This window comes from Burkholderia sp. AU16741 (assembly GCF_002223345.1).
GTDB lineage: Bacteria > Pseudomonadota > Gammaproteobacteria > Burkholderiales > Burkholderiaceae > Burkholderia > Burkholderia sola.
The window spans coordinates 622,935-645,456 of record NZ_NKEZ01000008.1 but is presented as its reverse complement, the minus strand read 5'-3'; the positions used below and the strand labels follow the sequence as shown (position 1 = coordinate 645,456).

Genomic DNA, 22,522 nt, shown 5'->3' with positions numbered 1-22,522 from the left:
CAGCGCGGGCGGCGCCGGTGCCGGCGTCGCGATCAGCGCGCGGTGGCGAGCATCGGGTAAGTGAACAGGCCGAAGTGGACGACGTTCAGCCCCGCATGCGCGAGCGCGGCGGCGAGCAGGCCGCCGCGTCGCCACGCGAGCCCGTAGCCGATGCCGGCCACCGTGCCGAGCACGATCCACGGCCAGCCGCCGGCCGCGTGCGCGGCGCCGAACAGCACCGCGCCGGCCGCGAGCGCGACCCACGGGCCGCATGACCACGCGCGGAGCACGCGGGTCAGCCCGCCTTGCACGTAGCTGCGGAACAGCGCTTCCTCGGCGAGCGTCACCAGCAACACGTTATTCGCGAGCCACAGCCAGCCGGACGGCGGCCATTTGGGCGCCCAGCCGACCATCCCGAACGCGAGCGCGCCGGCCAGGCACGCGGCCGCCGTCGCGACGGCCGCCACCACGCCGGTGCGCAGCGCGCGCGACAGCGCGACGTCCGGCGCGACCCACGGCAGCACCCACAGCAGCCACAGGCCGACGAGCGGCTTGTCGAAATTCAGGTACATCGTGAACGGCACGGCGTCCGGCGTGAAGCGGATCGGCCCGATCACGCGCGGATTGTGGAAGCCGGGAATCAGGTGCAGGCTCAGCGCGATCGCGAGCGCGGCAAAGACGAGGTGCGCGGCGATGCGTACCGCGAGCGGGCGCGCGGGCAGCACGCCCCAGCCGGCCGCGATCAGCAGCGCGATCGGCGCGAGCGCGATCGGCGCAAGCTGGCCGAACGCCAGCGCGCCCGCATAGCCGAGCGCGGCGAGGCCGATGCTCAGGCCGTGCAGCGGGCGATGCCACGCGAATGCGGCGGCCGCGAACAGGGCGACCCAGATCGTGGCGCACGGAAGGAGCGTAAGGGACATGACGGGAAACGGATCGGCGGACGAGACGCCGCGCATCATACAGCAGGCGCCGTGACACGCCGCCGGGCAGCGGGCCAGCCGCGCGTCAGCGGCCGGCGGTCTCGGTCACGCCGCTGCGGCCCGGGATGTCGACGCTGTTGCGCGCGCGCATCCGCCGCCGATACCAGAACGTCCACAGCAGCAGGCAGCTGAACACCGTGTAGCCCATCACCGGCGACACGACCAGCACGCGCTCGACCGGCCAGTTGGCGACCATCCACCAGCGCAGCAGCATTTCGATCGTCATGATGGCGCCCCACACGAACGTCATCCGCCGCAGCATCTGCCGCAGGCCCGGCTGCGCGTCCCAGACGGCTTCGAAGTGCGCGGCGCCGCCGTCCATCTCGCGGGCCACGGTGGCGCGGGCCAGATAGTAGATCAGCGGGCGTTCGCGGAACAGCGACAGCAGGAACACGATGCCGATCGTGCCCGACCCGATCGATTCGCGCATCAGCAGCGTGCGCGGGCTGCCGCCGAACGCCATCCCGACGATCGACAGCGTGATGCCGAGCAGCACGATGGCCGCCACCGCGTCGATGCGGCGCGAGCGGATGAATTCGACGATCGACCAGACGATCGGCGGAACCGCCGATGCGTACAGCGCGCCGGTTTCGCCGAAATGCGGATGCGCGACCCGATAGGCCACCCAAGGCAGCACGAGGTTGACGAAGAGTTCGAGAATCAGTCCGGCTCGCGGTTTCACGGTGCGCCATTCCACGCAGGTTGGGGCGGACGCGCGAAAGGCGTGGTTGCCCCCGGTTGCCCCGAAAAGGGTTCGGTCCAGTATATCGAAGAATCGGGCGGGGTTGCGGTGTCGCTTGCCGGCACGGCGAGCCGCCGTACTCGCGTGCAGCGGCCGGCGGATCGATCGGCGCACGCGGCGGCGGGGCGGGGACGTCCTGCACGATCGCGCCGTCGCGTGGCGTCGTGTCGCGGCCCGTCGTCGATCGGGATGCGTTGGCCGTGCGCGAGCCGGCGCGGCGCGGCATGAATCGATGCCGCGGCCGCGCGCGGGCGGTCAGGCGAGGGCCGGCTGGACGATGATCTTCACGTTGCGGTCCTTGTGATTGACCAGTTCCTCGAAGCCGTGCGCGACGATGTCGCCGAGCGCGATGCGCCCGGTGATGAGCGGCTGCACGTCGATGCGGCCATCCGCGATGAAGCGGATCACGTCCGCGAATTCGCCGTTGTACGCGAGCGAACCGATCACTTCCTTCTCGGTCGACACGATGTCGAAGAAGTTGAACGGCGTCGGCTCCTCGAAGATGCCGACCATCACCGACTTGCCGGCCTTGCGGATCACGTCGATCGCGAGCTTCGCGGTGGCCGTGTGGCCGATGCACTCGAACGACACGTCGGCGCCGTAGCCGCCCGTCAGTGCCTTGACTTCCGCGATCGCATCAGAGGCCTTCGGATCGATCACGACGCTCGCGCCGACCTCCAGCGCCTTCTGCTTGCGCGCGGCCGACATCTCCAGCGCGATCACGCGTCCGGCGCCCGCGGCCTTCGCGCACATGATCGTGCACAGGCCGATGGTGCCCGCGCCGACCACGACGACGGTCTGCCCGACGATGTTGCCGGCCTTCTTCACCGCATGCAGCCCGACCGCGAGCGGTTCGATCAGCGCGCCGGCCTCGGTCGGGAAATCGTCGGGCAGCTTGTACAGCAGTTCGGCCGGCACGTTCACGTATTCGGCGAACGCACCGTTGTTCATCAGCCCGGTGAACGCGAGGTTCTCGCAGATGTTGTACAGCCCGTGCCGGCAGTACCAGCAGGTGCCGCAATGCTGGCATGCGTCGGCCGTCACGCGGTCGCCGACCGCGAAGCCCGACACGCCCGCGCCGAGTTCGGCGATCTCGCCGCTGAACTCGTGGCCGAGGATGCACTGGCCTTTCAGGCCGGTGAGCGGATGCGGTGCGTCGACCGGGATGAACACCGGCCCGGCGACGTATTCGTGCAGGTCGGAGCCGCAGATGCCGCACCAGTGCACGCGGATCGTGACCCACCCGGCGGGCGGGCGCTCCGGAACGGGAACCTGTTCGACGCGGATGTCGTGGCGGCCATGCCAGACGGCGGCTTTCATGCTGGGCGGGGCGGTCGATACCGGTGTGCTCACGTTGCTGTCTCCATCAGGTTGTCGTCGGGCGTGCGGCGACGCCGCCGGTGCGCCCGTCGCGCGATTGCGCGATCGACCGGTATGCAGGAACGGGGCCAGCGCGAATCGGGGCGGTGCGGGGCGGTCGGAAGGGGGGGCGCGGGCGCGCTGCATCATGGCGGATTGCGCCGTCCGGTAAAGGCTCGGAAGAAATGGCGTGTCGGATTTGCTGCGATAGCGAAACGGCGAGTCGAATGAGACGCCGGGACGTTCGTCTCAGCGCAATGAGACGAATCGCGAGACGAACGGTGACGGGAACCGCGGTTCGACCCGCGTTCAGGCGAGCACTTCGTCCACGGCAGCCGTAGCGAGCGGCGTGAATCCGGCGGCACGGTACAGCGGCCGGCCGGCTTCGGACCCGGCCTCGTCGAGCGGGAACAGCGTGGCCGGTGCGAGGGAGGCGGTCGGCATGCGTAGATGTTCAGCGTTGTCGGAGCGAAGCCAACGGCTTAGACCAGGACGCCTCCGTCGCGCGTCGCGCCGGCCATTGCCGTCATCGCCGAAACGGATCGTTGCGCACGCTACCCCTTTACTTGAAGTTAACTTCAATTTGTATCATGTGCGCCAGTCCGATTGCGCTCGCGTGCGACATCCCGTTGCACGCTGCCGCTTCGATGGCGGTGAAGACGACCGAAGCGCCTGTCGCGGCCGGTGCCGCCATGCTGCCGTCGCATGGCCACCGGTGCGCCGTCGCTAGCGCGGCGATCGGTCTGTTCTTGCTGCGCGAACCGATGGGCCGGCGCCGAGTGGAGTGTCTGCGTCGGTCAACCTGCACGGAAATCCGTCAAGCATGCTCGACACCATGGAAAGCCTGATCTGCGAAGAAGACCGGTCGTGCGACGTGTCCGCGTCCCCGTCCGCGCTCGACGAAGACGGTGCGCTGCCGTCGCGCGACGGCGTGGTCGCGCATCCGCTCGCGCCGATCGGCCGTGCGCCGGTTCCGGCGCACGCGACGGCCGCGGTGTCGCCGTTGCGCCCGCAACTGTTCGTCACGGTGCTGGAGGCTGGCGACGACGCACTGCTGGTGCGATGGGTCGAGAGCGGCCGCTGTCATTACGGCGAGCAACGCTGGCGCCTGCGCGTCGCGCTGCAGCCCGGTCGCTGCGCGCTCTCGGGGCAGACGATCGAGCCGGGCGAGCCGGTGTTCCGGCCGGTGCGGCGGCCCGTGCCGGCCAATGGCGACGAGATGATCCACCCGGCATCGGTGCCGGGTAGGGACGGTGCGGCGTGCGACGGGACGCCGGAGGACGGCGACGCACGCCATCCGGCCGATGTTCACGACTGAACCTCGGCCGTCCGGAGGACGACGTTATTTCTTCAGGTCGTGCCGGTACTGGATGAACCCGGCGTTGTTCGCGAGCTTGTCGTACAGCGCGCGTGCGGTCGTGTTGGTCTCGTGCGTGAGCCAGTACACACGGCTCGCGCCGGCTTCGCGGGCCCGTTCGTACACGGCCTCGATCAGCGCGCCGCCCGCGCCTTGCCCGCGGGCGTCGGGCGCCGTGTACAGGTCCTGCAGGTAGCAGTACGGCCCTTCGGTCCAGCACGAGCGATGGTAGATCGCATGCACGATCCCGACCATCGCACCCGACGCGTCGAACGCGCCGAGCACGAACATCGGCTCGGCCGGGTCCATCAGGCGCGCCCAGGTCGTCGCGAACACCGCGTCGCTCAGCGCGGTGTCGTAGAACGTCTGGTAACCCTGCCACAGCGGGCGCCACGCGGCTTCGTCGGCGGCGACGAGCGGGCGCACCGTCACGCGCGTCGCGTCGTTCGCGCGGCTGGCGGCGTCGCGCGCGGCGGCCTGCGCGTGGCGGATCGCGGTGAGCGACTGGCGCTGGTTGCCTTCGGCGTCGAAGTTCTCCGGTGCGAGCCACGCGTCGAACGCGGCGCGAACGTCCGGCCATTCGCCGTCGATGATCGAGAACCACGCGGTGTCGCGATTGCGGGCGCGGTAGACGATCGCCTGCCGGAACGTGCCTTCGTAGCGGAAGCCGAGGCGCGCCGCCGCCTTGCGCGACGGCGCGTTCAGGTCGTCGCACTTCCATTCGTAGCGCCGGTAGCCGAGCGTGTCGAACGCATACTTCATCAGCAGGAACTGCGCTTCCGTCGACACCGGCGTGCGCTTGAGCAGCGGCGAGAACGTGACGGAGCCGACCTCGATCACGCCGTTGGCCGGATCGATGCGCATCAGCGCGAGCGTGCCGACCGCGCGGCCGGTGGCCCGGTCGATCACCGTGTAGTGGAGCGGATCGGTGCTCGCCTGTGCGCCGCGCGCGTAGTCGCGGTAGCTGGACGCGTCGGTGTACGGGCCGTGCGCGAGATAGGTCCAGTCGCTGCCGTCGGGCGCTTGCGCGTAGGCGGCGTACAGATCGGCCGCGTGGCGCTCGGCGTCGAGCGGTTCGAGCCGGCAGTAACGGCCTTCGAGCGCGATGCGCTCCGGGCGCGGACGCGCGGACCAGTCGGGAACGGGGTGGCCGATGGGCTGCTGGAAAGCGTTGGTGAGCGTGGGCAAGGTCGATCTCGCTTCGGTTGGCGGCCGGCGACATGCCGGCATGCAGACGATCGTAGTCGCGGCGAGGTACCATGAGAAGCGCCAGAGAACGGCAAATTTATGGTGCCACGAGCGGTGGCCGTCAGCCGTGTGCACGCTTGCCGCGCTTACCGTGCGCCGCTGGCCGTACGTCCCGTTCCCGTCTTTCACGCTGCGATGTTCCGATGACGATTGCCTTTCCTTCCGGCGACGCGCCGTCGTTGCCGCTCGATGCGCCGCTGGCGCGCACGCCCGGCGCGCCTTCGCTGCAGCGCCAGTTGCTGCGCCGCGTGCGCGACGCGATTCTCGGCGGCGCGATGCCGGCCGGCACGCGGCTGCCCGGCACGCGCGCGCTGGCCGAAACGCTCGGCGTGTCGCGCAATACGACGGCCGCCGTGTACGAGCAGCTCGTCGCCGAAGGCTTCCTGCAGTCGGATCGTCGCGGCACGCGGGTCGTCGGGCTGTCGCGGCCGGCGCCGCCCCGCCGGCGTGCCGCGCCGCCGGCCGTCGCGCAGCGGCTCGAGCGGATTCGCCCGAGCCTCGTCGGCACCGGCGAATCGGAGGGCTTCCGGCCGGGCGTGCCGGCGCTGTCGCATTTCCCGGTGGATGCGTGGCGGCATGCGATCGACCGCGCGTTGCGCCGCGCGGGCCGCGACCTGCTGGCGTACGGCGATCCGCTCGGCGAACCCGCGTTGCGCGAATCGATCGCGCGCCACCTGGCCGTCACCCGCGGCGTGCGCTGCGACCCAGAGCAGATCGTGATCACCGAAGGCGCACAGGGTGCGATCGCGCTGTGCGCGCAGTTGCTGACGAATCCGGGCGATACGGTGTGGGTCGAGGAGCCCGGCTATCGCGGCGCGCGCACCGCGATGCAGGCGGCCGACCTCGACGTCGTGCCGATGCCGGTCGACGCGGAAGGGCTGCGCGCGGAACCGGACGACTGGCGCGAGCGACCGCCGCGCCTCGTCTACACGACGCCGTCGAACCAGTTCCCGACCGGCGCCGTGCTGTCGATCTCGCGCCGGCTCGCGCTGATCGATGCGGCGCGCCGCCATCGCGCGTGGATCATCGAGGACGACTACGACAGCGAATTCCGTCACACCGGCGAGCCGATCGGCGCGATGCAGGGGCTCGCGCCCGATTCGCCGGTCGTCTATCTCGGCTCGTTCAGCAAGACGATGTTTCCGGCGCTGCGGATCGGCTTTCTCGTGCTGCCCGACGCGTTGCTGGCCGCCGTGCGGCCGGCGCTGCCGGAGATGCTGCGCGGCGGGACGCGCCACGTGCAGCTCGCGCTGGCCGATTTCATCGAGACGGGCGAGTACGGCCGGCATCTCGGACGGATGCGCCGGCTGTATCGCGACCGGCGGCGTTTGCTGCTCGCCGCGCTCGATAGCAGCCTGAGCGTGCCGCACCAGGTCGAGGGTGGCCCGTGCGGGCTGCATCTCGCGTTACGGCTGCCGGCGCGTTATCGCGATCGCGCGATCGTCGATGCGGCGCGCGCGCATGGCATCGGGCCGTTTCCGCTGTCGGGTTTCGCGATCGATGCGGCGCGGGCCGGCAACGGGCTCGTGCTCGGTTTCGGCAATACGTCGGCCGACGCGTTCGAGCCGATGTTGCGGATGGTGTCGACGCTCGCGGAGCGGGTCGGCGCGGGTGGCGCGTGATGGTGGGGTGTCGCGATTTCAACGTCCCGCTGCCCGATCGTGATGATGCTGCGCCCGTCGTTCTGGTTCGTTGTCGTTGCATGCATGTCGCGGGTGGTCGTCGGTTACACGGCTGCGTTGCCGAATACCCAAGGAGTGGGCGGGGTCGCGGTGTTGTCGTGCCACTGAACGGAGCGGGTGCCGGCTCGTCGGCGGATGCGGGCCGATGACGGACCATCCGCGGTTCGCGCGCCGTCTGTCGGTGACGTGCGACAGCCTGACGATCGACCGCGGACCGCCACGATGACGCCGGCACGCGCACCGATGCGTGGTGGATATTCGGATTGACGAACCGCGCGCTTTGTTCGAAACGAATGCCGTCGCGGCTTCGCCGCCACGGCGCCTCCCGGCATACGGGTTTCGATTCGTGTGTTCCAACCGGCGCGTGAGCTATAAATGGTTGGGTGTACCGGTGCTTGTCGGGCGCCTGCGCGTCTCGCGCAGGGTGGCGTCGCGGCTGCCGGGGGAGGTGGCACCGTGGTTTGCCAGACGCTTGCTCGCGCCGTGCTTCGCACCGCGTTGATCGGGGGCGTGTTTGCCGGATGTTTGCCGCCGCCCGCCGCCGTCGCCGGCACCCTCGCGCCGCACGCCGCACCGCCGGCGATGAAGGCGCGGATTCCCGCCGCGTCTTACGCGATGCCGGTCGACTTTCCCGCGATCGTCGAGCGCTACGGCCCGGCGGTCGTGACCATCCTGGCCGCCACACCCGATCCGCAAACCGGCGGGCCGGCCTTTGCAGCCCTCGATCCCGACGATCCGCTCGCCGCGTTCTTCCGGCACGGCGCGGCGCCGCCCGCGCAGGGGGCGCAGGCGCCCGATACGCCGCCGCGTGCGGTGTCCGGCAGCGGCTCGGGCTTCATCGTCAGCGCCGACGGCCTGATCGTCACGTCCGCCCATGTGGTCGACGAGGCGACCGACGTGACCGTGCGGCTCATCGACCGCCGCGAATTCAAGGGGACGGTGCTGGCCGTCGATCCGCAAAGCGACGTTGCCGTGCTGCGCGTCGACGCGACGAAGCTGCCGTTCGTGCGCGTCGGCGATTCGTCGAAGGTTCGCGCGGGCGAACCGGTGATGACGATCGGCGCGCCGGACGGGTCGGGCAACACGGTCACGGCCGGCATCGTCAGCGCGACGTCGCGCCGCTTGCCGGACGGCAGCGCATTTCCGTTCTTCGAGACCGACATCGCGCCGAACCCGGACAACTCGGGCGGCCCCGTGTTCAATCGCGCGGGTGACGTGGTCGGCATCGCGGTGCAGGTCTATACGGGCACGGATCGCTACGCCAGCACGACGTTCGCCATCCCGATCGCGTTCGCGTCAAGGATGCGCGCCCAGTTGCGCGCGCAACAGCAGGCGCAGATGCAGACGCAACAGCAGGCTCAGGCGCCCGCGCCGGGTGCGCCGTCGGGCAATGCGTTCGGCGCGGACGTGCAGGACGTCGGCGTCGGTCTGGCCGCGGCGTTCGGGCTGCCGCGTCCGGCAGGCGCGCTCGTCAACGGCGTCGCGCCCGGCTCGCCGGCCGCCGCGGCCGGCCTGAAGCCGGGCGACGTGATCGTGAAGATGGGCGACAAGGCCATTGGTCGCTCGGCCGAACTGGACGACCTGGCCGCCGCGCTGCCGCCCGGCGCGAAGGCGCCGCTGCGCGTGATCCGCAACCGTGCGCCGGTGAAGCTGACGATCGTCGGCGCCGACGACGCGGGCGGGAGCGCGGCCGCCACGGTCGGCATGGCCGCGCCGAAGGCCGCCGCGCGGCCGGGGCCGGCAGCCGGCGACGCAAGCGGCAGCGGCGACCACGGCGACCGCCTCGGGCTGACGATGCACGCACTGAGCGACGACGAGCGTCGTTCGACGGGGCTCGCGGTCGGAATGATGGTGGACGCGGTGCACGGCCCGGCCGCGCGCGCGGGCATCCAGCCGGGCGACGTCGTGCTGTCGCTCAACGACACGCTGCTCGAGACGCCGGACGACGTGCCGTCGCTCGAAGCGAACGGCGGCAGCGTGATCGCCGTGCTGATCCAGCGCAACAACGCGCGGAAGTTCGTCTCGGTGCGCGTGCGTTAGGGCGTTGACGCGGCTGGCGTCGTCCGCCTAACATCGTCCGCTATCGCTGACGGTTCGCCATCCATTCAGGAGCCATTCGGCATGAAAACGGCTTGCTTCATCGTAGTAGCCCACAGGCGCAGGGTCCGGTAGCAGGATCGCGCCGGCACCCATGCGCCCCCGACTCGTTCGGGGGCTTTTTTTTGTGTTGCGCACGGCCGTGCGGCCGGTGCGCGGGAGGGCGTCCGCTTGCCATCGAACCCGTCGACCGTTTCCGACCCGGCGTCGCCGCGATACGCCACGCTGATCCTGCTGTGCGCGTTGTCGGTGCTGCCGCTGAGCCTGTTCCTGCCGTCGCTGCCGGCAATCGTGCGCGACCTGCACACCGACTATGCGCTCGTCGCGCTGTCGCTCGGCGGGTATGCGGCGGTGGCCGCGTCGCTCGAATGCGTGACGGGACCGCTGTCCGACCGCTTTGGGCGGCGGCCTATCGTGCTGACGAGCGTCGCGATATTCGCGCTCGGTTCGCTGGGTTGCGCGATGGCGACCGATATCCGCGTGTTTCGCGGCTGCCGGCTGATGCAGGCGGCGATCACGTCGGTGTATCCGGTGTCGATGGCGGCGATCCGCGACACCGGCGGCGGCGCGCGTGCGGCAAGCCGGATCGGCTATGCGGCGATGGCCGCCGCGTTCGCGCCGATGCTCGGCCCGACGCTCGGCGGCGTGCTCGACCAGACGGCCGGCTGGCGCGCGAGCTTCTGGTTGCTGGGCGCGGTCGGCATCGCGCTGTTCGCGTGGTGCGCGCTCGATCTCGTCGAAACCCATACGCGCCGGCCGTCGAGCTTCGCGCAGCAGCTTCGTGCGTATCCGGCGTTGCTGCGTGCGCGCCGTTTCTGGGCCTATGCGCTGTGCATGGCATTTTCGACGGGCGCGTTCTATGCGTTCCTGGCCGGCGCACCGCTCGCCGCGAAGACGCGGTTCGGCATCGCGCCGGCCGAGATCGGCTTCTATATGGGGACGATCACGGCCGGTTTCGTGGGCGGCAGCTTTCTGGCCGCGCGGGTCGCACGCCGCCATGCGCCGGCTACGACGATCCTGGGCGGGCGAGTCGTGGCGTGTGCGGGCCCGCTGATCGGGCTTGCGCTGATGTTCGGCGGCGCGACGCACGCGCTTGCGTGGTTCGGGCCGTGCGTGCTGGTCGGCATCGGCAACGGACTGAGCAATCCCGGCGCCCATGCGGGCGCGGTGTCGGTGCGCCCGGAGCTGGCGGGCAGCGCGTCGGGGCTGGCCGGCGCGATGACGATCGGCGGCGGCGCCGCGCTGTCGTCGTTGACGGGCGCGCTGCTGACCCCGCGCAACGCAGGCTGCCTGCCGCTCGCGATGATGCTGCTGTCGGCGGCGATCGCGCTGGCGGCCGCCGTGTGTGTGCGGGCGTTCGACGGGCAGGACGCCGGGCGGTGAGCGCGGGTGCGCCCCGGTACCGGCGCGCGGCCGAATGACGGACAATCCGCCGCATGCCGGGAGACGACGCACGATCCGCGCGCCGCGCGTCCCGACGAGCGCGAAGGGCGACTGGACGAGGATGCGATGAGCGACTTTTCTGATTTCCAGCGGGACATTGCCGATGCCGCGAAGGCGACCTTCAGGGCGTTGCGGGCGTTGCACCCGGACGAGCATTTCTACGCGTTTGCGTTGTACACCGACAGCGGCGCGATGACGGTGGTGCCGGCCGCCAATTCGGTCGAAGGGCTGGGCCGGATCCGCGCGCAACAGGCGGTTGCGGACGACGATCCGTGGTTCGTGTGGGGCGTGTCCGAATGGGCCTACGAGGCGGCCGAGGCGTCCCCGTTCAACGCGATCTGCGGCAGGCTGGCCGACGAAGTGCTGAGCCCGCAGTTCGTCCGGTCGCGATTCGCGGAATTTTCCCGGCAACTGCACACCGACATGATCGAGGCATTGCGGCTGCTCGATCGCGACGGCGTGTTCGGTACGGGCGACGACCGGGCGGCCATCACGCTGTTCGTGTCGATCAGCGACGACGATGCGGCCGAGGCGCTGGAAAACGCGTCGGCGAAAGCGCTGAATCCGCCGGCCGTCGCCGACGCGTTCCTGCGCCGCTACGACTGACCGTCATCGGGATCCCATCCCGCGCGGCGGCCCCTGGCAGGCGGCCGCCCCACATGCCGCGTTACGGCTTCGCGCCGACCACGAATTCGAACGTCGCGACGCCGTCGACGCCCCCCGTCACGCGATCGCCCGGCTGCAGCGCGCCGACGCCGGCCGGCGTGCCGGTGAAGATCAGGTCGCCGGCCTTCAGCTCGACCGACCGCGACACGTACGCGATGACGTCGGGCACGGGCCAGATCATGTCGGCGAGGTCGCCTTGCTGGCGCGTGTCGCCGTTGACCGCGAGCCAGATGCCGCCGGTCGCCGGGTGGCCGGTGGCCGTCACGGGGCGCAGCGCGGTCACGGGGCCCGACGCGTCGAAGCCCTTCGCCCAGTCCCACGGCCGGCTCAGCTTCTTCGCTTCGGCCTGCAGGTCGCGGCGCGTGAGGTCGACGCCGACGCCGTAGCCCCACACGTGCGACAGCGCGTCGGCCGGGTCGATCGACCGGCCGTCCTTGCCGATCGCGACGACCAGCTCGATTTCATGATGGAGATCGTTCGTCAGCGGCGGATAGGCGACCGTGCCGCTGGCCGGAACGATCGCGTCGGCCGGCTTCGCGAAGAAGAACGGCGGTTCGCGGTCGGGGTCGGCGCCCATTTCGCGGGCATGGTCGGCGTAGTTGCGGCCGACGCAGAAGACGCGGCGCACCGGAAAGCGCGCGGACGACTGTTCGACTTCGACGGAGGGACGCTCGGCGGCGTCGATGACATAGGCGGACATCGGAGGGCCTCGTTCGGTAGGAAGACGGATGGCCGGCGCAGCGGCCGGCATGCGTGCAACGATACCCGACGCGCGTGCGCGCGGATGCGACGCAACTGCGCTTTACCGGGACAAAACTACGCGTCGGCGGCCGGCTGCGCGTCGTCGGCGGCGGGCAGCGCGGCGTTGGCGTCGCGGTACGCCTTCGGCGACACGCCGACCCGCGCACGGAAGCGCCGTGCGAAATAGCCTTCGTCGCGGAAGCCGACCGAGCGGGCGATGTCCGCGATGCGCCGGCTGGTATGGGCCAGCAGCGACTGCGCGAGCGCGATCCGGCGCTCGGTCACGAGATCGGTGAAGGTGCTGCCGGTTTCCTTGCGCACCAGGTGCGCGAGGTAGTTCGGCGACAGAAACGCGGCTTCGGCGGTGGCGGCGAGCGTCAGGTCCTCGCGGGTCAGGTTCGCGCGCACGTGGCGCAGCACGCGGGCCAGCGCGTCGCGCCGGCCGGCGCGCTGGGCGCCGCGCTGCGCGAGCTTGTCGAGCGCGCCCGCGTACTGCGTGCAGACGAGCCCGATCAGTTGCAGCAGGTAGCCGCGCAGCAGCGTGGTCGAGCCGAACGTGCGCACGCGATCGGCGTCGAGCATGCACAGCGCGAGGCGGCGCGCTTCGTCGTACGTATCGCCGGTCAGGATGAAATCGAGATGCTCCTGGAAGCGGAACGGCGTGAGTTCGGGGAAGCGGTGCGCGGGCACGTCCTCGAGATCGAGCGGATCGACGTCGAGATCGGCGCGCAGGAACGCCTGGCTGAAGTTGATCACGATGAAATGCGCGCCTTCCGGGTGCGGAATCAGGTGCTCGCGGTGCGGCAGCACGAACGCGAGCGCGCCGCGCGGAAACGGCCGCGTGACGCCGCCGATGCGCTGCTCGGTGTCGCCGCCGAGGTTGAACTGGATCTGGAAATACGCGTGCCGGTGCGGCTCGGTGATCGCCTGGCGCGACGCCTGGTCGCGGATGTAGAAGTCGAGCCGGTCGCTGCGTTCGGGCATCCCGTACAGGCGCGGCGGGGCGGTGGAGGGCATGAAGGATTGTGCTGTTCGTGACGCGGTTGAGCCGCGATGGTACAGCGAACCGGGCGCGACGGCGATCCGTGCGGCCGCGCGGCTTCGCCCGCTGCCGCCCGCGGCGCGGCGCGCGGCGATCATTCGTCCGGGTGGAAGCCGAGATAACGGGCGTGCGGGCTGCGGCTACCTGCACGCTGACTGGTCGCGCCGACCGACACGAGCGCATCCACCGTCGACGTACGGTTCGACACCAGCGTCCACGCGATGGCGTCGTCGGCGCCGGACGGTGCCGGCTCCGCCGCGCGCAGCGCCGTCAGCGCCGCGAGCAGCGTGGCGGCCGGCGGCGCATGGATCGCGAACCCTTCGTTGGCAACTGCCGCCGTATCGATCCCCAAGGCCGCGCAAAGCCGTGCCCGCAGCGGCGTCTCGGCTTCGCTCGCTGCACGCGAGCGCGCGATGTTCTCGCGGGTATTCGCGTCGACGATCGTGCCGCCGCGGACGAACGGTGTCTGCTGCCACGCGTCGGGCGTGCATTGCTTGCCGCCCGGCACCAGCGGCACGAACGGATTGACTTCGGCCGGATAGATCCGGCACACGAGCGGGCGCTCGTCGTAGATCGCGCAACGCAGGTCGTCGAGCAGGTTAGGGCACGGTCCGGCATGGGTCGCGGTGAGCATGATCGTGATGCGGACGGGCAGCGAGCCGCTCGCCGCGGCGGTCGAGCGCACGCGCGGCGAACGCGTTGTCGGGTTCGGGCTCGACGAGCCACGGCATCGCGTCGCACAGCAGCTCCACGTGGCCGCCGCGCTGCAGCCACGCAATGGCTTCGTCGATCGTCAGCGGAATGCGCAGTCGCGGCAGCATCCGCCGCAGCCGTTGCAGGCAAAGTCGATATCGGTTGGGGTGTCGTTCATGCTCGATTCGATACCGATAACAGGGATGTTGCGAAGCGTCGCGGCATGGCCGTGGTGGCGTTTACCGGGCGACCAGCGGCGCGATCCGGCGCCGCAGCTCGGGCACGACGTCGGCGTCGAACCACGGATGGTGCTTGAACCATGCCTGGTTGCGCGGCGACGGATGCGGCAGCGGCAGGATCGCCGGGCCGTAGTCGCGCCAGGCCTGCACGGTGTCGGTCAGCGTCGCCTTGCGCGTGTCGCGCAGGAAATGCCGCTGCGCGTACTGGCCGATCAGCAGCGTGAGCCGGATCGACGGCAGTTCGGCCAGCAGCCGGTCGAGCCACAGCGGCGCGCATTCGGGGCGCGGCGGGTTGTCGCCGCTCGCGCCGCGGCCCGGGTAGCAGAAGCCCATCGGCACGATCGCGAAGCGCGTCTCGTCGTAGAAGCTTTCGGCGTCGACGCCGAGCCAGTCGCGCAGCCGCTTGCCGCTCGCGTCGTCCCACGGGATGCCGCTCGCGTGGACGCGCGCGCCCGGCGCCTGGCCGACGATCAGGATGCGTGCGGCGCGATGCGCACGCACGACCGGGCGCGGGCCGAGCGGCAGGTCGGCTTCGCAAGCACGGCACGCGCGGATTTCGGTGAGCAGCACGTCGAGCGGCGCGCGCGTTCGTTTCGGCATCGATTCGGAGCGGGGATGGAGTGGCAAGGTGCTGTCGCACGAGCGGCACGAGCGGCAAGCGCGGGCAGCGGAAGGGCCGCCGGCTCGGCGTGGCGCCGGCGCGCACCGGCTGCACTGCGCGGCGCGCCCTACGCCTGCGCGCTACGCCAGCGACAGACCCGCCGCGCCGCCTTCGGCGACCGCAGCATCATACAACGCGGTCTGCGCGATCGCCGCGGCGATGCCTGCGTCGTCGTGCGAGCCGCCGAGCATGCCCCAGCGCCGGTATTGCGACAGGAACCACTGGCCCTCGCGCGGGTCGGGCCGGTTCACCGCGCCGCCGTCGTGAAAGCGGATCGGCAGCGGCGGCGTCGCGAACGGACCCGCGCCGTAGTCGCCGAGCAGGCGCGGTGCGATCAACCGGGCCGGCACGCCGAGCGCGTCGGGCGACGCGAGCCAGTCGGCCGCCTCGCGGCGGTGCGCGGCGCTGTCGAGCCACGCGCATGCGTCGACGAGCGTGCGGATCAGCGCGCGGGCGGTGGCCGGATACAGCGCGACGAAATCGCGCCGGGTCGCGAGCACCTTCTCCGGATGATCGGGCCAGACCTCGCTCGTGACCGCCACGGTGCGGCCCGCGCCGCACGCTTCGGCCACCGCGTGCCACGGCTCGCCCGCGCAGAAGCCGTCGAGCTCGCCGCCCGCGAGCGCCGCGACCATCTCGGGCGGCGGAATCACGACGCTGCGCACGTCGCGCAGCGGATCGACGCCGTGCGACGCGAGCCACGCGTTCAGCCACATCGCATGCGTGCCGGTCGGAAAGGTCTGCGCGAGCAGCGGCTTGCGGCCGAGCGTCGCGAACGCGGTGCGCACGCTGCCGGTTTCGCGGTAAGCGTCGGCGAGGCCGCGCGACAACGTGATCGCCTGGCCGTTGCGGTTCAGCACCATCAGCGCGGCCATGTCGGCCTGCGGGCCGCCGATGCCGAGCTGCAGCCCGCAGACGAGCCCGTACAGCGCGTGCGCGGCGTCGAGTTCGCCGGTCAGCAGCTTGTCGCGCACGGCCGCCCACGACGGCTGGCGGCTCAATTCGAGCGTGAGGCCATGACGCGCGCCGAGGTTCAGGCGCTGCGCGACGATCAGCGGGGCCGCGTCGCTGAGCGCGACGAACCCGAGGCGAAGATGCGCGCGTTCCGGCGCGGCGGGGAGAGAGGTATGCATGGCACTCATGACTGGGGTGGCGCGTCGAGCAATTGTCGCGCGACGTCGACGATGCGCAGGCCGTGATCCATCGCACGCTTGCGCAGCGCCGCATAGGCGTCGTGTTCGGACAGCTTGCGCTGGTCCATCAGCACGCGTTTCGCGCGGTCGATCAGCTTGCGTTCCTCGAGTTCGCGCTCGACGTCGGCCAGCCGGCGGCGCAGCGCATCGTCGTGCGAGAAGCGCGCGAGCGCGACTTCGAGAATCGGCGCGAGGCGCTCGGCCGACAACCCTTCGACGAGATACGCGCTGACGCCCGCGCCGACCGCCGCGCGGATCAGTTCCTGATCGGCGTCGTGGCTGAACATCAGCACGGGGCGCGGCGCGGTCGCATGCATGACCGCGAGCTGCTCGAGCGTGTCGCGCGACGGCGAATCGGTGTCGATGATCACGACGTCCGGGCGTTGCTCCTCGACGGCCGCCGGCAGCCGCGCGGGCGTCGCGACGTCGTTCAGCATCTCGTAGCCGAGGCGCGCGAGCGCGTCGCCGAGCTCGCCGATCGGCTTGTCGGTATCGGTGACGAGCAGCACGCGCAGGCGGGTGGGGGCGGACGCACTCATGAGGCGGGCAACAGGGGCGGTGACGCGTCGGTACAACCGGCGAACGACGCATGCGGGCCGCATGCACGGCCGGGGCGGAAGGAAATGGGGAGCGGCTGACGCCGCACGATGCCGCGCATGTCAGGCGGCCCGCGCGAGTGTCGCATCGGTTGCCGCGTCCGCGTCCTGCGCGGCCGCTTCGCCGATCGCGCCGCCGACGAGGATCACGGCCGGGCTGCCGAGCCGCGCGGCGTCGATGCCGCGCGCGAGCGTGCCCAGCGTGCCGGTCCAGCGGCGCTCGTCGGGCGTGCCGGCCCATTGCACGGCTGCTGCCGGCGTCGAAGCGGGAAGCGCGGCGAGCAGGCCCGCCGCGATGCGGTCGACGCGGCTCATCCCCATGTAGATCGCGAGCGTGGTGCCGGTCGCCGCGAGCCGTGCCCAGTCGGGTTCGCCATGGTCCTGGCGGTGCGCGGTGACGAACGTGACGCCCTGGCAGTGCTCGCGGTGCGTGAGCGAGATGCCGAGGCTCGCGGCGGCGGCGAATCCCGACGAGATGCCGTTGACGATCTCGACCGGAATCGCGGCCGCGCGCAGCGTCGCGAGTTCTTCGCCGGCGCGCCCGAACAGCAGCGCGTCGCCGCCTTTCACGCGCACCACGTGTGCGCCGCGCAGCGCGTAGCGGCGCATCAGCTTCTCGATGAACGCCTGCGGCGTGGAGCGGCAGCCGCCGCGCTTGCCGACGCGGATCACGCGCGCCTGCGGCGCGAGTTCGACGATGCCGGGCGCGACGAGATCGTCGAGCAGCAGCACGTCGGCGGCGGCCAGCGCCTTCACCGCCTTCAGCGTGAGGAGATCGGGGTCGCCGGGGCCGGCGCCCAGCAGCGTGACTTTGCCTGTCGTCATTGTCGTAATCCTGTGCCGCATCGCATCGCTGCGGCGGTCTGATGTCGCGTTGTTGCTCGGCGGCGGCGGGCGGTCGAAACGCACCGGCATCCGGCCGTGCCGTGCACGGGGGGGACGCCGTTGTCCTGTCGGGCCCGCCTTGAAGGGCGGGCAGGGTTTTGCGGGGACTGCCCACCGGCGCCGTTGCCGGTGATGCATGCCGTTCAGCAATATCCGGGCCAACCGGCGCGACGCGCGGCCCGTCGTGTGCCGCGACGCACCGCGCGATGGCCGCGAGCGTGCCTGTGCTCGCCATGCGCGAGCAGTCGCGATGCCGCATCGGCGTGCATCGTGCGCCGCCCGCGCGCACCGCGATGTCGCACGGCGACAGTGCTGCAGCGCACCACATCTGTGCCTCGGTGCATCGCGACGGAGAGCGCGCAGCGCACCGCGGCGACGTGCCCGATGCCCGGCGCGCCTTGTACGGTGGGGCTCGCGGCGCGATTGACGCCCACATGGCACGTCGCTTGCGTTAGCTCGTTCGGGCGGATCAATGGCGATCCGTCCGCAGTACCGAATACCGAAGCGCCCGGCAACGGGCTTCATGGGCAACGGCGTCCTACGCATCGGGTCTCGACGAGACCCGGTGCGCAGGACGCCGTTTTTCGTTTGGGCGGACGACATGACCGACAAAGCTACCCGTATCGATCTCTTCAGCCTCCGCACCGCGCCGATGCGCGCGTTCCATCTGACGTGGATGGCGTTCTTCGTATGCTTCTTCGCGTGGTTCGCGTGCGCGCCGCTGATGCCGCTGATCGCGCGCGAATTCCATCTGACGGCGGCGCAAGTCGCGAACATCAACATCGCCGCGGTGGCCGCGACGATCGCCGTGCGGCTGCTGGTCGGTCCGCTGTGCGACCGCTTCGGCCCGCGCCGCGTCTATGCCGGGCTGCTGCTGCTCGGCGCGATCCCCGTGTTCGCGGTGTCGTTTACGCACGACTACCTGTGGTTCCTGATCTGCCGCCTCGGCATCGGCGCGATCGGCGCGGGCTTCGTGATCACGCAGTACCACACGTCGGTGATGTTCGCGCCGAACGTGGTCGGCACCGCGAATGCGACGACGGCCGGCTGGGGCAATGCCGGCGCGGGCGCGACGCAGGCGCTGATGCCGCTGCTCGTCGCCGCCGGCCTGATGCTCGGCTTCGGCGAGGATTCCTCGTGGCGCATCGCGCTGGTCGTGCCGGGCGTGGCGATGCTCGTGATGGCGTGGGCGTACTGGCGCTTCACGCAGGACTGCCCGCAAGGCGATTTCGTCGCGCTGCGCCAGCAGGGCGTGACGGTCGACAGCGGCAAGAAGGGCGGCTGGGCGAGCTTCTTCGCGGCCTGCGGCAACTACCGCGTGTGGATGCTGTTCGTCACGTACGGCGCATGCTTCGGCGTCGAGGTGTTCATCCACAACATCGCCGCGCTGTACTACGTCGATCACTTCAAGCTGTCGCTGAAGGACGCCGGCTTCGCGGTCGGGATGTTCGGGCTGCTCGCGCTGTTCGCCCGCGCGCTCGGCGGCTGGCTGTCCGACAAGATCGCCGCGCGGCGCAGCCTCGACGTGCGCGCGGCGCTGCTGTGCGCGCTGATCATCGGCGAAGGGCTCGGGCTGATCTGGTTCTCGCATGCGCAAGGCATCGGCGTCGCGCTCGTCGCGATGCTGACCTTCGGCCTCTTCACGCACATGGCGTGCGGCGCGACGTATGCGCTCGTGCCGTTCATCGACCGCAAGGCGCTCGGCGGCGTCGCGGGGATCGTCGGCGCGGGCGGCAACGTCGGCGCGGTCGCCGCGGCTTTCCTGCTGAAGGGTGTCGGCGACGTGCAGCACACGCTGAGCCTGCTCGGCCTTGTCGTGACCGCAACCGCGTTGTGCGCGATGGCCGTGCGCTTCAGCGAAGAACACAAGGCGCGCGAAGCGGAGCTGCGCGATCGCGCACTGGCCGCCGCCGGCGCCGCGAACTGATCGACCGAAGGAACCGTCACCATGAAACTCATCGTCATCGGCCACGGCATGGTCGGCCACAAGCTCCTCGAATGCGTCGCGGCGCAAGCCGGCGCGGCCGGCGCGCCGCAGGTCACGGTGCTCGGCGAGGAGCCGCGCCCGGCCTACGATCGCGTGCATCTGTCGGAATTTTTCGCGGGCAAGTCGGCGGACGACCTGTCGCTCGTCGAACCCGGCTTCTTCGAGCGCCATCCGCAATTCGACCTGCGCCTGAACGCGCCGGTCGCATCGATCGACCGCGCCGCGCACACGGTCACGCTCGCGTCGGGCGAAACGCTCGCATACGACAAGCTGGTGCTCGCCACCGGCTCGCGTCCGTTCGTGCCGCCGGTGCCGGGCCGCGATCGCGCGGGCTGCTTCGTGTACCGGACGATCGAGGATCTCGAAGCGATGCAGGCGTGCGGCGCGCACGCGAAGCGCGGCGTCGTGATCGGCGGCGGGCTGCTCGGCCTCGAATGCGCGAAGGCGTTGCGCGACATGGGGCTCGACACGCACGTGGTCGAATTCGCGCCGCGCCTGATGGCCGTGCAGGTCGACGACGGCGGCGGCCGGATGCTGCGCGCGAAGATCGAGGCGCTCGGCGTGACCGTGCATACCGGCAAGAACACGCTCGAGATCGTCGACGGCGACGAAGGCGCGCACCGGATGGCGTTCGCCGACGGCTCGCATCTCGACACCGACATGATCGTGTTCTCGGCCGGCATCCGGCCGCGGGACGAACTGGCCCGCGCGTGCGGGCTCGAGATCGGCCCGCGCGGCGGCGTCGCGATCGACGACGCGTGCCGCACGAGCGACGCCGACATCTACGCGATCGGCGAATGCGCGGCCTGGAACGGCATGGTGTACGGCCTCGTCGCGCCCGGCTACGACATGGCGCGCGTGGTCGCGAAACAACTCGCGGGCGACGCCGACGAAGCGGCGGACGCCGCGTTCGCCGGCGCCGACATGAGCACCAAGCTGAAGCTGATGGGCGTCGACGTCGCGAGCATCGGCGACGCGCACGGCACGACGGCCGGCAGCCGCACCTACCAGTACGCGGACGAGCGCCGCCAGGTCTACAAGAAGCTCGTGGTGTCCGACTGCGGCAAGTTCCTGCACGGCGCGGTGATGGTCGGCGATGCGGCCGAATACGGCACGCTGCTGCAGATGATGCTGAACCGGATCGAGCTGCCCGAGTCGCCGGAATTCCTGATCCTGCCGTCGTCGGACGGCGCGGCGAAACCGGCGATCGGCGTCGATGCGCTGCCGGAAGACGCGCAGATCTGCTCGTGCAACAACGTGTCGAAGTCGCAGATCTGCGCGGCGGTGGCCGACGGCGCGACGAGCCTCGGCGCACTGAAGACCTGCACGGGCGCCGGCACGTCGTGCGGCGGCTGCGTGCCGCTCGTCACGCAGATCATGAAGGCCGAGATGAAGAAGCAGGGCCTCGCGGTCAACAATCATCTGTGCGAGCACTTCCCGTATTCGCGCCAGGAGCTGTTCCACCTGATCCGCGTCGAGCGCATCACGACGTTCGACGCACTGCTGCACAAGCACGGCCGCGGGCTCGGCTGCGACGTGTGCAAGCCGGCCGTCGCGGGCATCCTCGCGTCGTGCTTCAACGAGTTCGTGCTGAAGAAGGAGCACGCGGGCCTGCAGGATTCGAACGACTATTACCTTGCGAACATCCAGCGCGACGGCACGTATTCGGTGGTGCCGCGCATGCCGGGCGGCGAAGTCACGCCGGAAGGGCTGATCGCGGTCGGCCAGGTCGCGAAAAAATACGGCCTGTACACGAAGATCACCGGCGGCCAGCGCGTCGACCTGTTCGGCGCGCGCGTCGAGCAACTGCCGTCGATCTGGGAGGAGCTGATCGCCGCCGGTTTCGAATCGGGGCACGCGTACGGCAAGGCGCTGCGCACTGTGAAGTCGTGCGTCGGCTCGACGTGGTGCCGCTACGGCGTCGACGATTCGGTCGGCCTCGCGATCGCCCTGGAGAATCGCTACAAGGGGCTGCGCGCGCCGCACAAGATCAAGTTCGGCGTGTCCGGCTGCACACGCGAGTGCGCGGAAGCGCAGGGCAAGGACGTCGGCATCATCGCGACCGAGAAGGGCTGGAACCTGTACGTGTGCGGCAACGGCGGGATGAAGCCGCGCCACGCGGAACTGCTCGCGTCCGATCTCGATCGCGACACGCTGATCCGCTACATCGACCGCTTCCTGATGTTCTACGTGCGCACGGCCGACCGGCTGCAGCGCACCAGCGTGTGGCGCGACAACCTCGAAGGCGGCCTCGACTACCTGGTCGACGTCGTCGTGCACGACAAGCTCGCGATCGCGGCCGAGCTCGAGGCCGACATGCAGCACGTGGTCGACACCTACGAGTGCGAATGGAAGCGCGCCGTCACCGATCCCGACACGCGCAAGCGCTTCCGCCACTTCGTGAACAGCGACGCGCCGGACACGACCATCGAATTCGTCGAGACGCGCGGCCAGATCCGGCCCGCGACGCCCGGCGAGCGCACGGGCGGCAAGCCCGTGGCGATTCCGGTCGTCGCCGAACCCGCGACCGTTTGACCCCGACCGACACCCGCATCTTTTAAAGGAGCCCATCATGAACGATCGTCTTCCGCTGTTCTGGACCCGCGTGTGCCCGCTCGACGACATCGTGCCGAACACCGGCGTGTGTGCGCTCGTCAACGGCGAGCAGGTCGCGGTGTTTCACGTCGCGCACGCCGACGGCGGCGTGTTCGCGATCGACAACGTCGATCCCGTGTCGCAGGCCGCCGTGATGTCGCGCGGGCTGATCGGCAGCCTCGGCGAGCGCGTCGTCGTTGCATCGCCGTTGTACAAGCAGCACTTCGACCTGCGCACCGGCGAATGCCTGGAAGCGCCCGAGCAGTCGGTGAGCGCGTATCCGTCGCGGGTCGAGGACGGCTTCGTATGGATCGCAGCCTGAACGCCCCGGAGCACG

19 protein-coding genes and 1 pseudogene are annotated in these 22,522 nt (G+C 70.6%); 8 read left to right on the top strand and 12 right to left on the bottom strand.

Features of this window, described 5'->3' with window-relative positions; genetic code table 11:
• Positions 1-32: 32 nt before the first annotated feature.
• The 4 genes from CFB89_RS23395 to CFB89_RS35480 form a co-directional block, all read right to left on the bottom strand.
• Complete coding sequence (locus CFB89_RS23395; RefSeq protein ID WP_089470584.1) at positions 33-899, bottom strand: CPBP family intramembrane glutamic endopeptidase; 867 nt, start codon at positions 897-899, stop codon at positions 33-35.
• Between the two features lie 85 nt (positions 900-984).
• Positions 985-1,641, bottom strand: coding sequence for a VC0807 family protein (locus tag CFB89_RS23390; protein ID WP_089470585.1), 657 nt, complete (start codon positions 1,639-1,641; stop codon positions 985-987).
• A gap of 315 nt (positions 1,642-1,956) precedes the next feature.
• Complete coding sequence (locus CFB89_RS23385; RefSeq protein WP_089469938.1) at positions 1,957-3,021, bottom strand: 2,3-butanediol dehydrogenase; 1,065 nt, start codon at positions 3,019-3,021, stop codon at positions 1,957-1,959.
• A 348-nt stretch (positions 3,022-3,369) separates the two neighbouring features.
• Positions 3,370-3,504 (bottom strand): hypothetical protein, encoded by a 135-nt coding sequence (locus tag CFB89_RS35480; protein WP_256979748.1) that lies wholly within the window; start codon positions 3,502-3,504, stop codon positions 3,370-3,372.
• Between the two features lie 379 nt (positions 3,505-3,883).
• Here CFB89_RS35480 and CFB89_RS23375 point away from each other — a divergent pair, with 379 nt between their 5' ends.
• Positions 3,884-4,378 (top strand): DUF3331 domain-containing protein, encoded by a 495-nt coding sequence (locus tag CFB89_RS23375; protein ID WP_089469936.1) that lies wholly within the window; start codon positions 3,884-3,886, stop codon positions 4,376-4,378.
• Between the two features lie 24 nt (positions 4,379-4,402).
• On the opposite strand, the gene CFB89_RS23370 is transcribed toward CFB89_RS23375, so the two are convergent.
• Positions 4,403-5,605 carry a GNAT family N-acetyltransferase gene (locus tag CFB89_RS23370; protein WP_089469935.1) on the bottom strand — a complete coding sequence of 401 codons (1,203 nt, stop codon included), beginning with the start codon at positions 5,603-5,605 and terminating at the stop codon, positions 4,403-4,405.
• Positions 5,606-5,808: 203 nt separating this feature from the next.
• Here CFB89_RS23370 and CFB89_RS23365 point away from each other — a divergent pair, with 203 nt between their 5' ends.
• From CFB89_RS23365 to CFB89_RS23350, 4 genes are all read left to right on the top strand, one after another.
• Positions 5,809-7,287 carry a PLP-dependent aminotransferase family protein gene (locus tag CFB89_RS23365; protein ID WP_089469934.1) on the top strand — a complete coding sequence of 493 codons (1,479 nt, stop codon included), beginning with the start codon at positions 5,809-5,811 and terminating at the stop codon, positions 7,285-7,287.
• Between the two features lie 516 nt (positions 7,288-7,803).
• Positions 7,804-9,387: a trypsin-like peptidase domain-containing protein gene (locus tag CFB89_RS23360; protein ID WP_179233519.1), complete on the top strand. Its 1,584-nt coding sequence runs from the start codon at positions 7,804-7,806 to the stop codon at positions 9,385-9,387.
• A gap of 228 nt (positions 9,388-9,615) precedes the next feature.
• Positions 9,616-10,827, top strand: coding sequence for an MFS transporter (locus tag CFB89_RS23355; RefSeq protein ID WP_089469932.1), 1,212 nt, complete (start codon positions 9,616-9,618; stop codon positions 10,825-10,827).
• A gap of 126 nt (positions 10,828-10,953) precedes the next feature.
• Positions 10,954-11,493: a DUF4303 domain-containing protein gene (locus CFB89_RS23350; RefSeq protein WP_089470583.1), complete on the top strand. Its 540-nt coding sequence runs from the start codon at positions 10,954-10,956 to the stop codon at positions 11,491-11,493.
• Positions 11,494-11,554: 61 nt separating this feature from the next.
• Here CFB89_RS23350 and CFB89_RS23345 read toward each other — a convergent pair whose 3' ends face one another.
• From CFB89_RS23345 to cobA, 7 genes and pseudogenes are all read right to left on the bottom strand, one after another.
• A complete protein-coding gene (locus CFB89_RS23345) occupies positions 11,555-12,253 on the bottom strand; it encodes a fumarylacetoacetate hydrolase family protein (protein ID WP_089469931.1) in 699 nt (232 codons plus the stop codon).
• A 116-nt stretch (positions 12,254-12,369) separates the two neighbouring features.
• Entirely contained in the window at positions 12,370-13,311 is a 942-nt protein-coding gene (locus tag CFB89_RS23340) for a helix-turn-helix transcriptional regulator (RefSeq protein WP_089470582.1), read from the bottom strand.
• Positions 13,312-13,430: 119 nt separating this feature from the next.
• Positions 13,431-14,207, bottom strand: a pseudogene (locus CFB89_RS23335) (YkgJ family cysteine cluster protein).
• Positions 14,208-14,268: 61 nt separating this feature from the next.
• Entirely contained in the window at positions 14,269-14,868 is a 600-nt protein-coding gene (locus CFB89_RS23330; protein ID WP_089469930.1) for a uracil-DNA glycosylase family protein, read from the bottom strand.
• 141 nt (positions 14,869-15,009) lie between these two features.
• Positions 15,010-16,062 carry a CmpA/NrtA family ABC transporter substrate-binding protein gene (locus CFB89_RS23325; RefSeq protein WP_089469929.1) on the bottom strand — a complete coding sequence of 351 codons (1,053 nt, stop codon included), beginning with the start codon at positions 16,060-16,062 and terminating at the stop codon, positions 15,010-15,012.
• Between the two features lie 5 nt (positions 16,063-16,067).
• Entirely contained in the window at positions 16,068-16,661 is a 594-nt protein-coding gene (locus CFB89_RS23320) for an ANTAR domain-containing response regulator (RefSeq protein WP_089469928.1), read from the bottom strand.
• A 120-nt stretch (positions 16,662-16,781) separates the two neighbouring features.
• Entirely contained in the window at positions 16,782-17,543 is a 762-nt protein-coding gene (gene cobA / locus CFB89_RS23315; RefSeq protein ID WP_089470581.1) for a uroporphyrinogen-III C-methyltransferase, read from the bottom strand.
• Positions 17,544-18,204: 661 nt separating this feature from the next.
• Between cobA and CFB89_RS23305 the strand changes: the two genes are divergently transcribed.
• Genes CFB89_RS23305 through nirD form a run of 3 tightly spaced genes read left to right on the top strand, consistent with a single transcriptional unit; the run spans position 18,205 to position 22,507 of the window.
• Positions 18,205-19,530 (top strand): MFS transporter, encoded by a 1,326-nt coding sequence (locus CFB89_RS23305; RefSeq protein ID WP_089469926.1) that lies wholly within the window; start codon positions 18,205-18,207, stop codon positions 19,528-19,530.
• Between the two features lie 21 nt (positions 19,531-19,551).
• Positions 19,552-22,125: a nitrite reductase large subunit NirB gene (gene nirB / locus CFB89_RS23300; RefSeq protein ID WP_089469925.1), complete on the top strand. Its 2,574-nt coding sequence runs from the start codon at positions 19,552-19,554 to the stop codon at positions 22,123-22,125.
• A 37-nt stretch (positions 22,126-22,162) separates the two neighbouring features.
• Positions 22,163-22,507, top strand: coding sequence for a nitrite reductase small subunit NirD (gene nirD / locus CFB89_RS23295; RefSeq protein ID WP_089469924.1), 345 nt, complete (start codon positions 22,163-22,165; stop codon positions 22,505-22,507).
• Positions 22,508-22,522 lie beyond the last annotated feature (15 nt).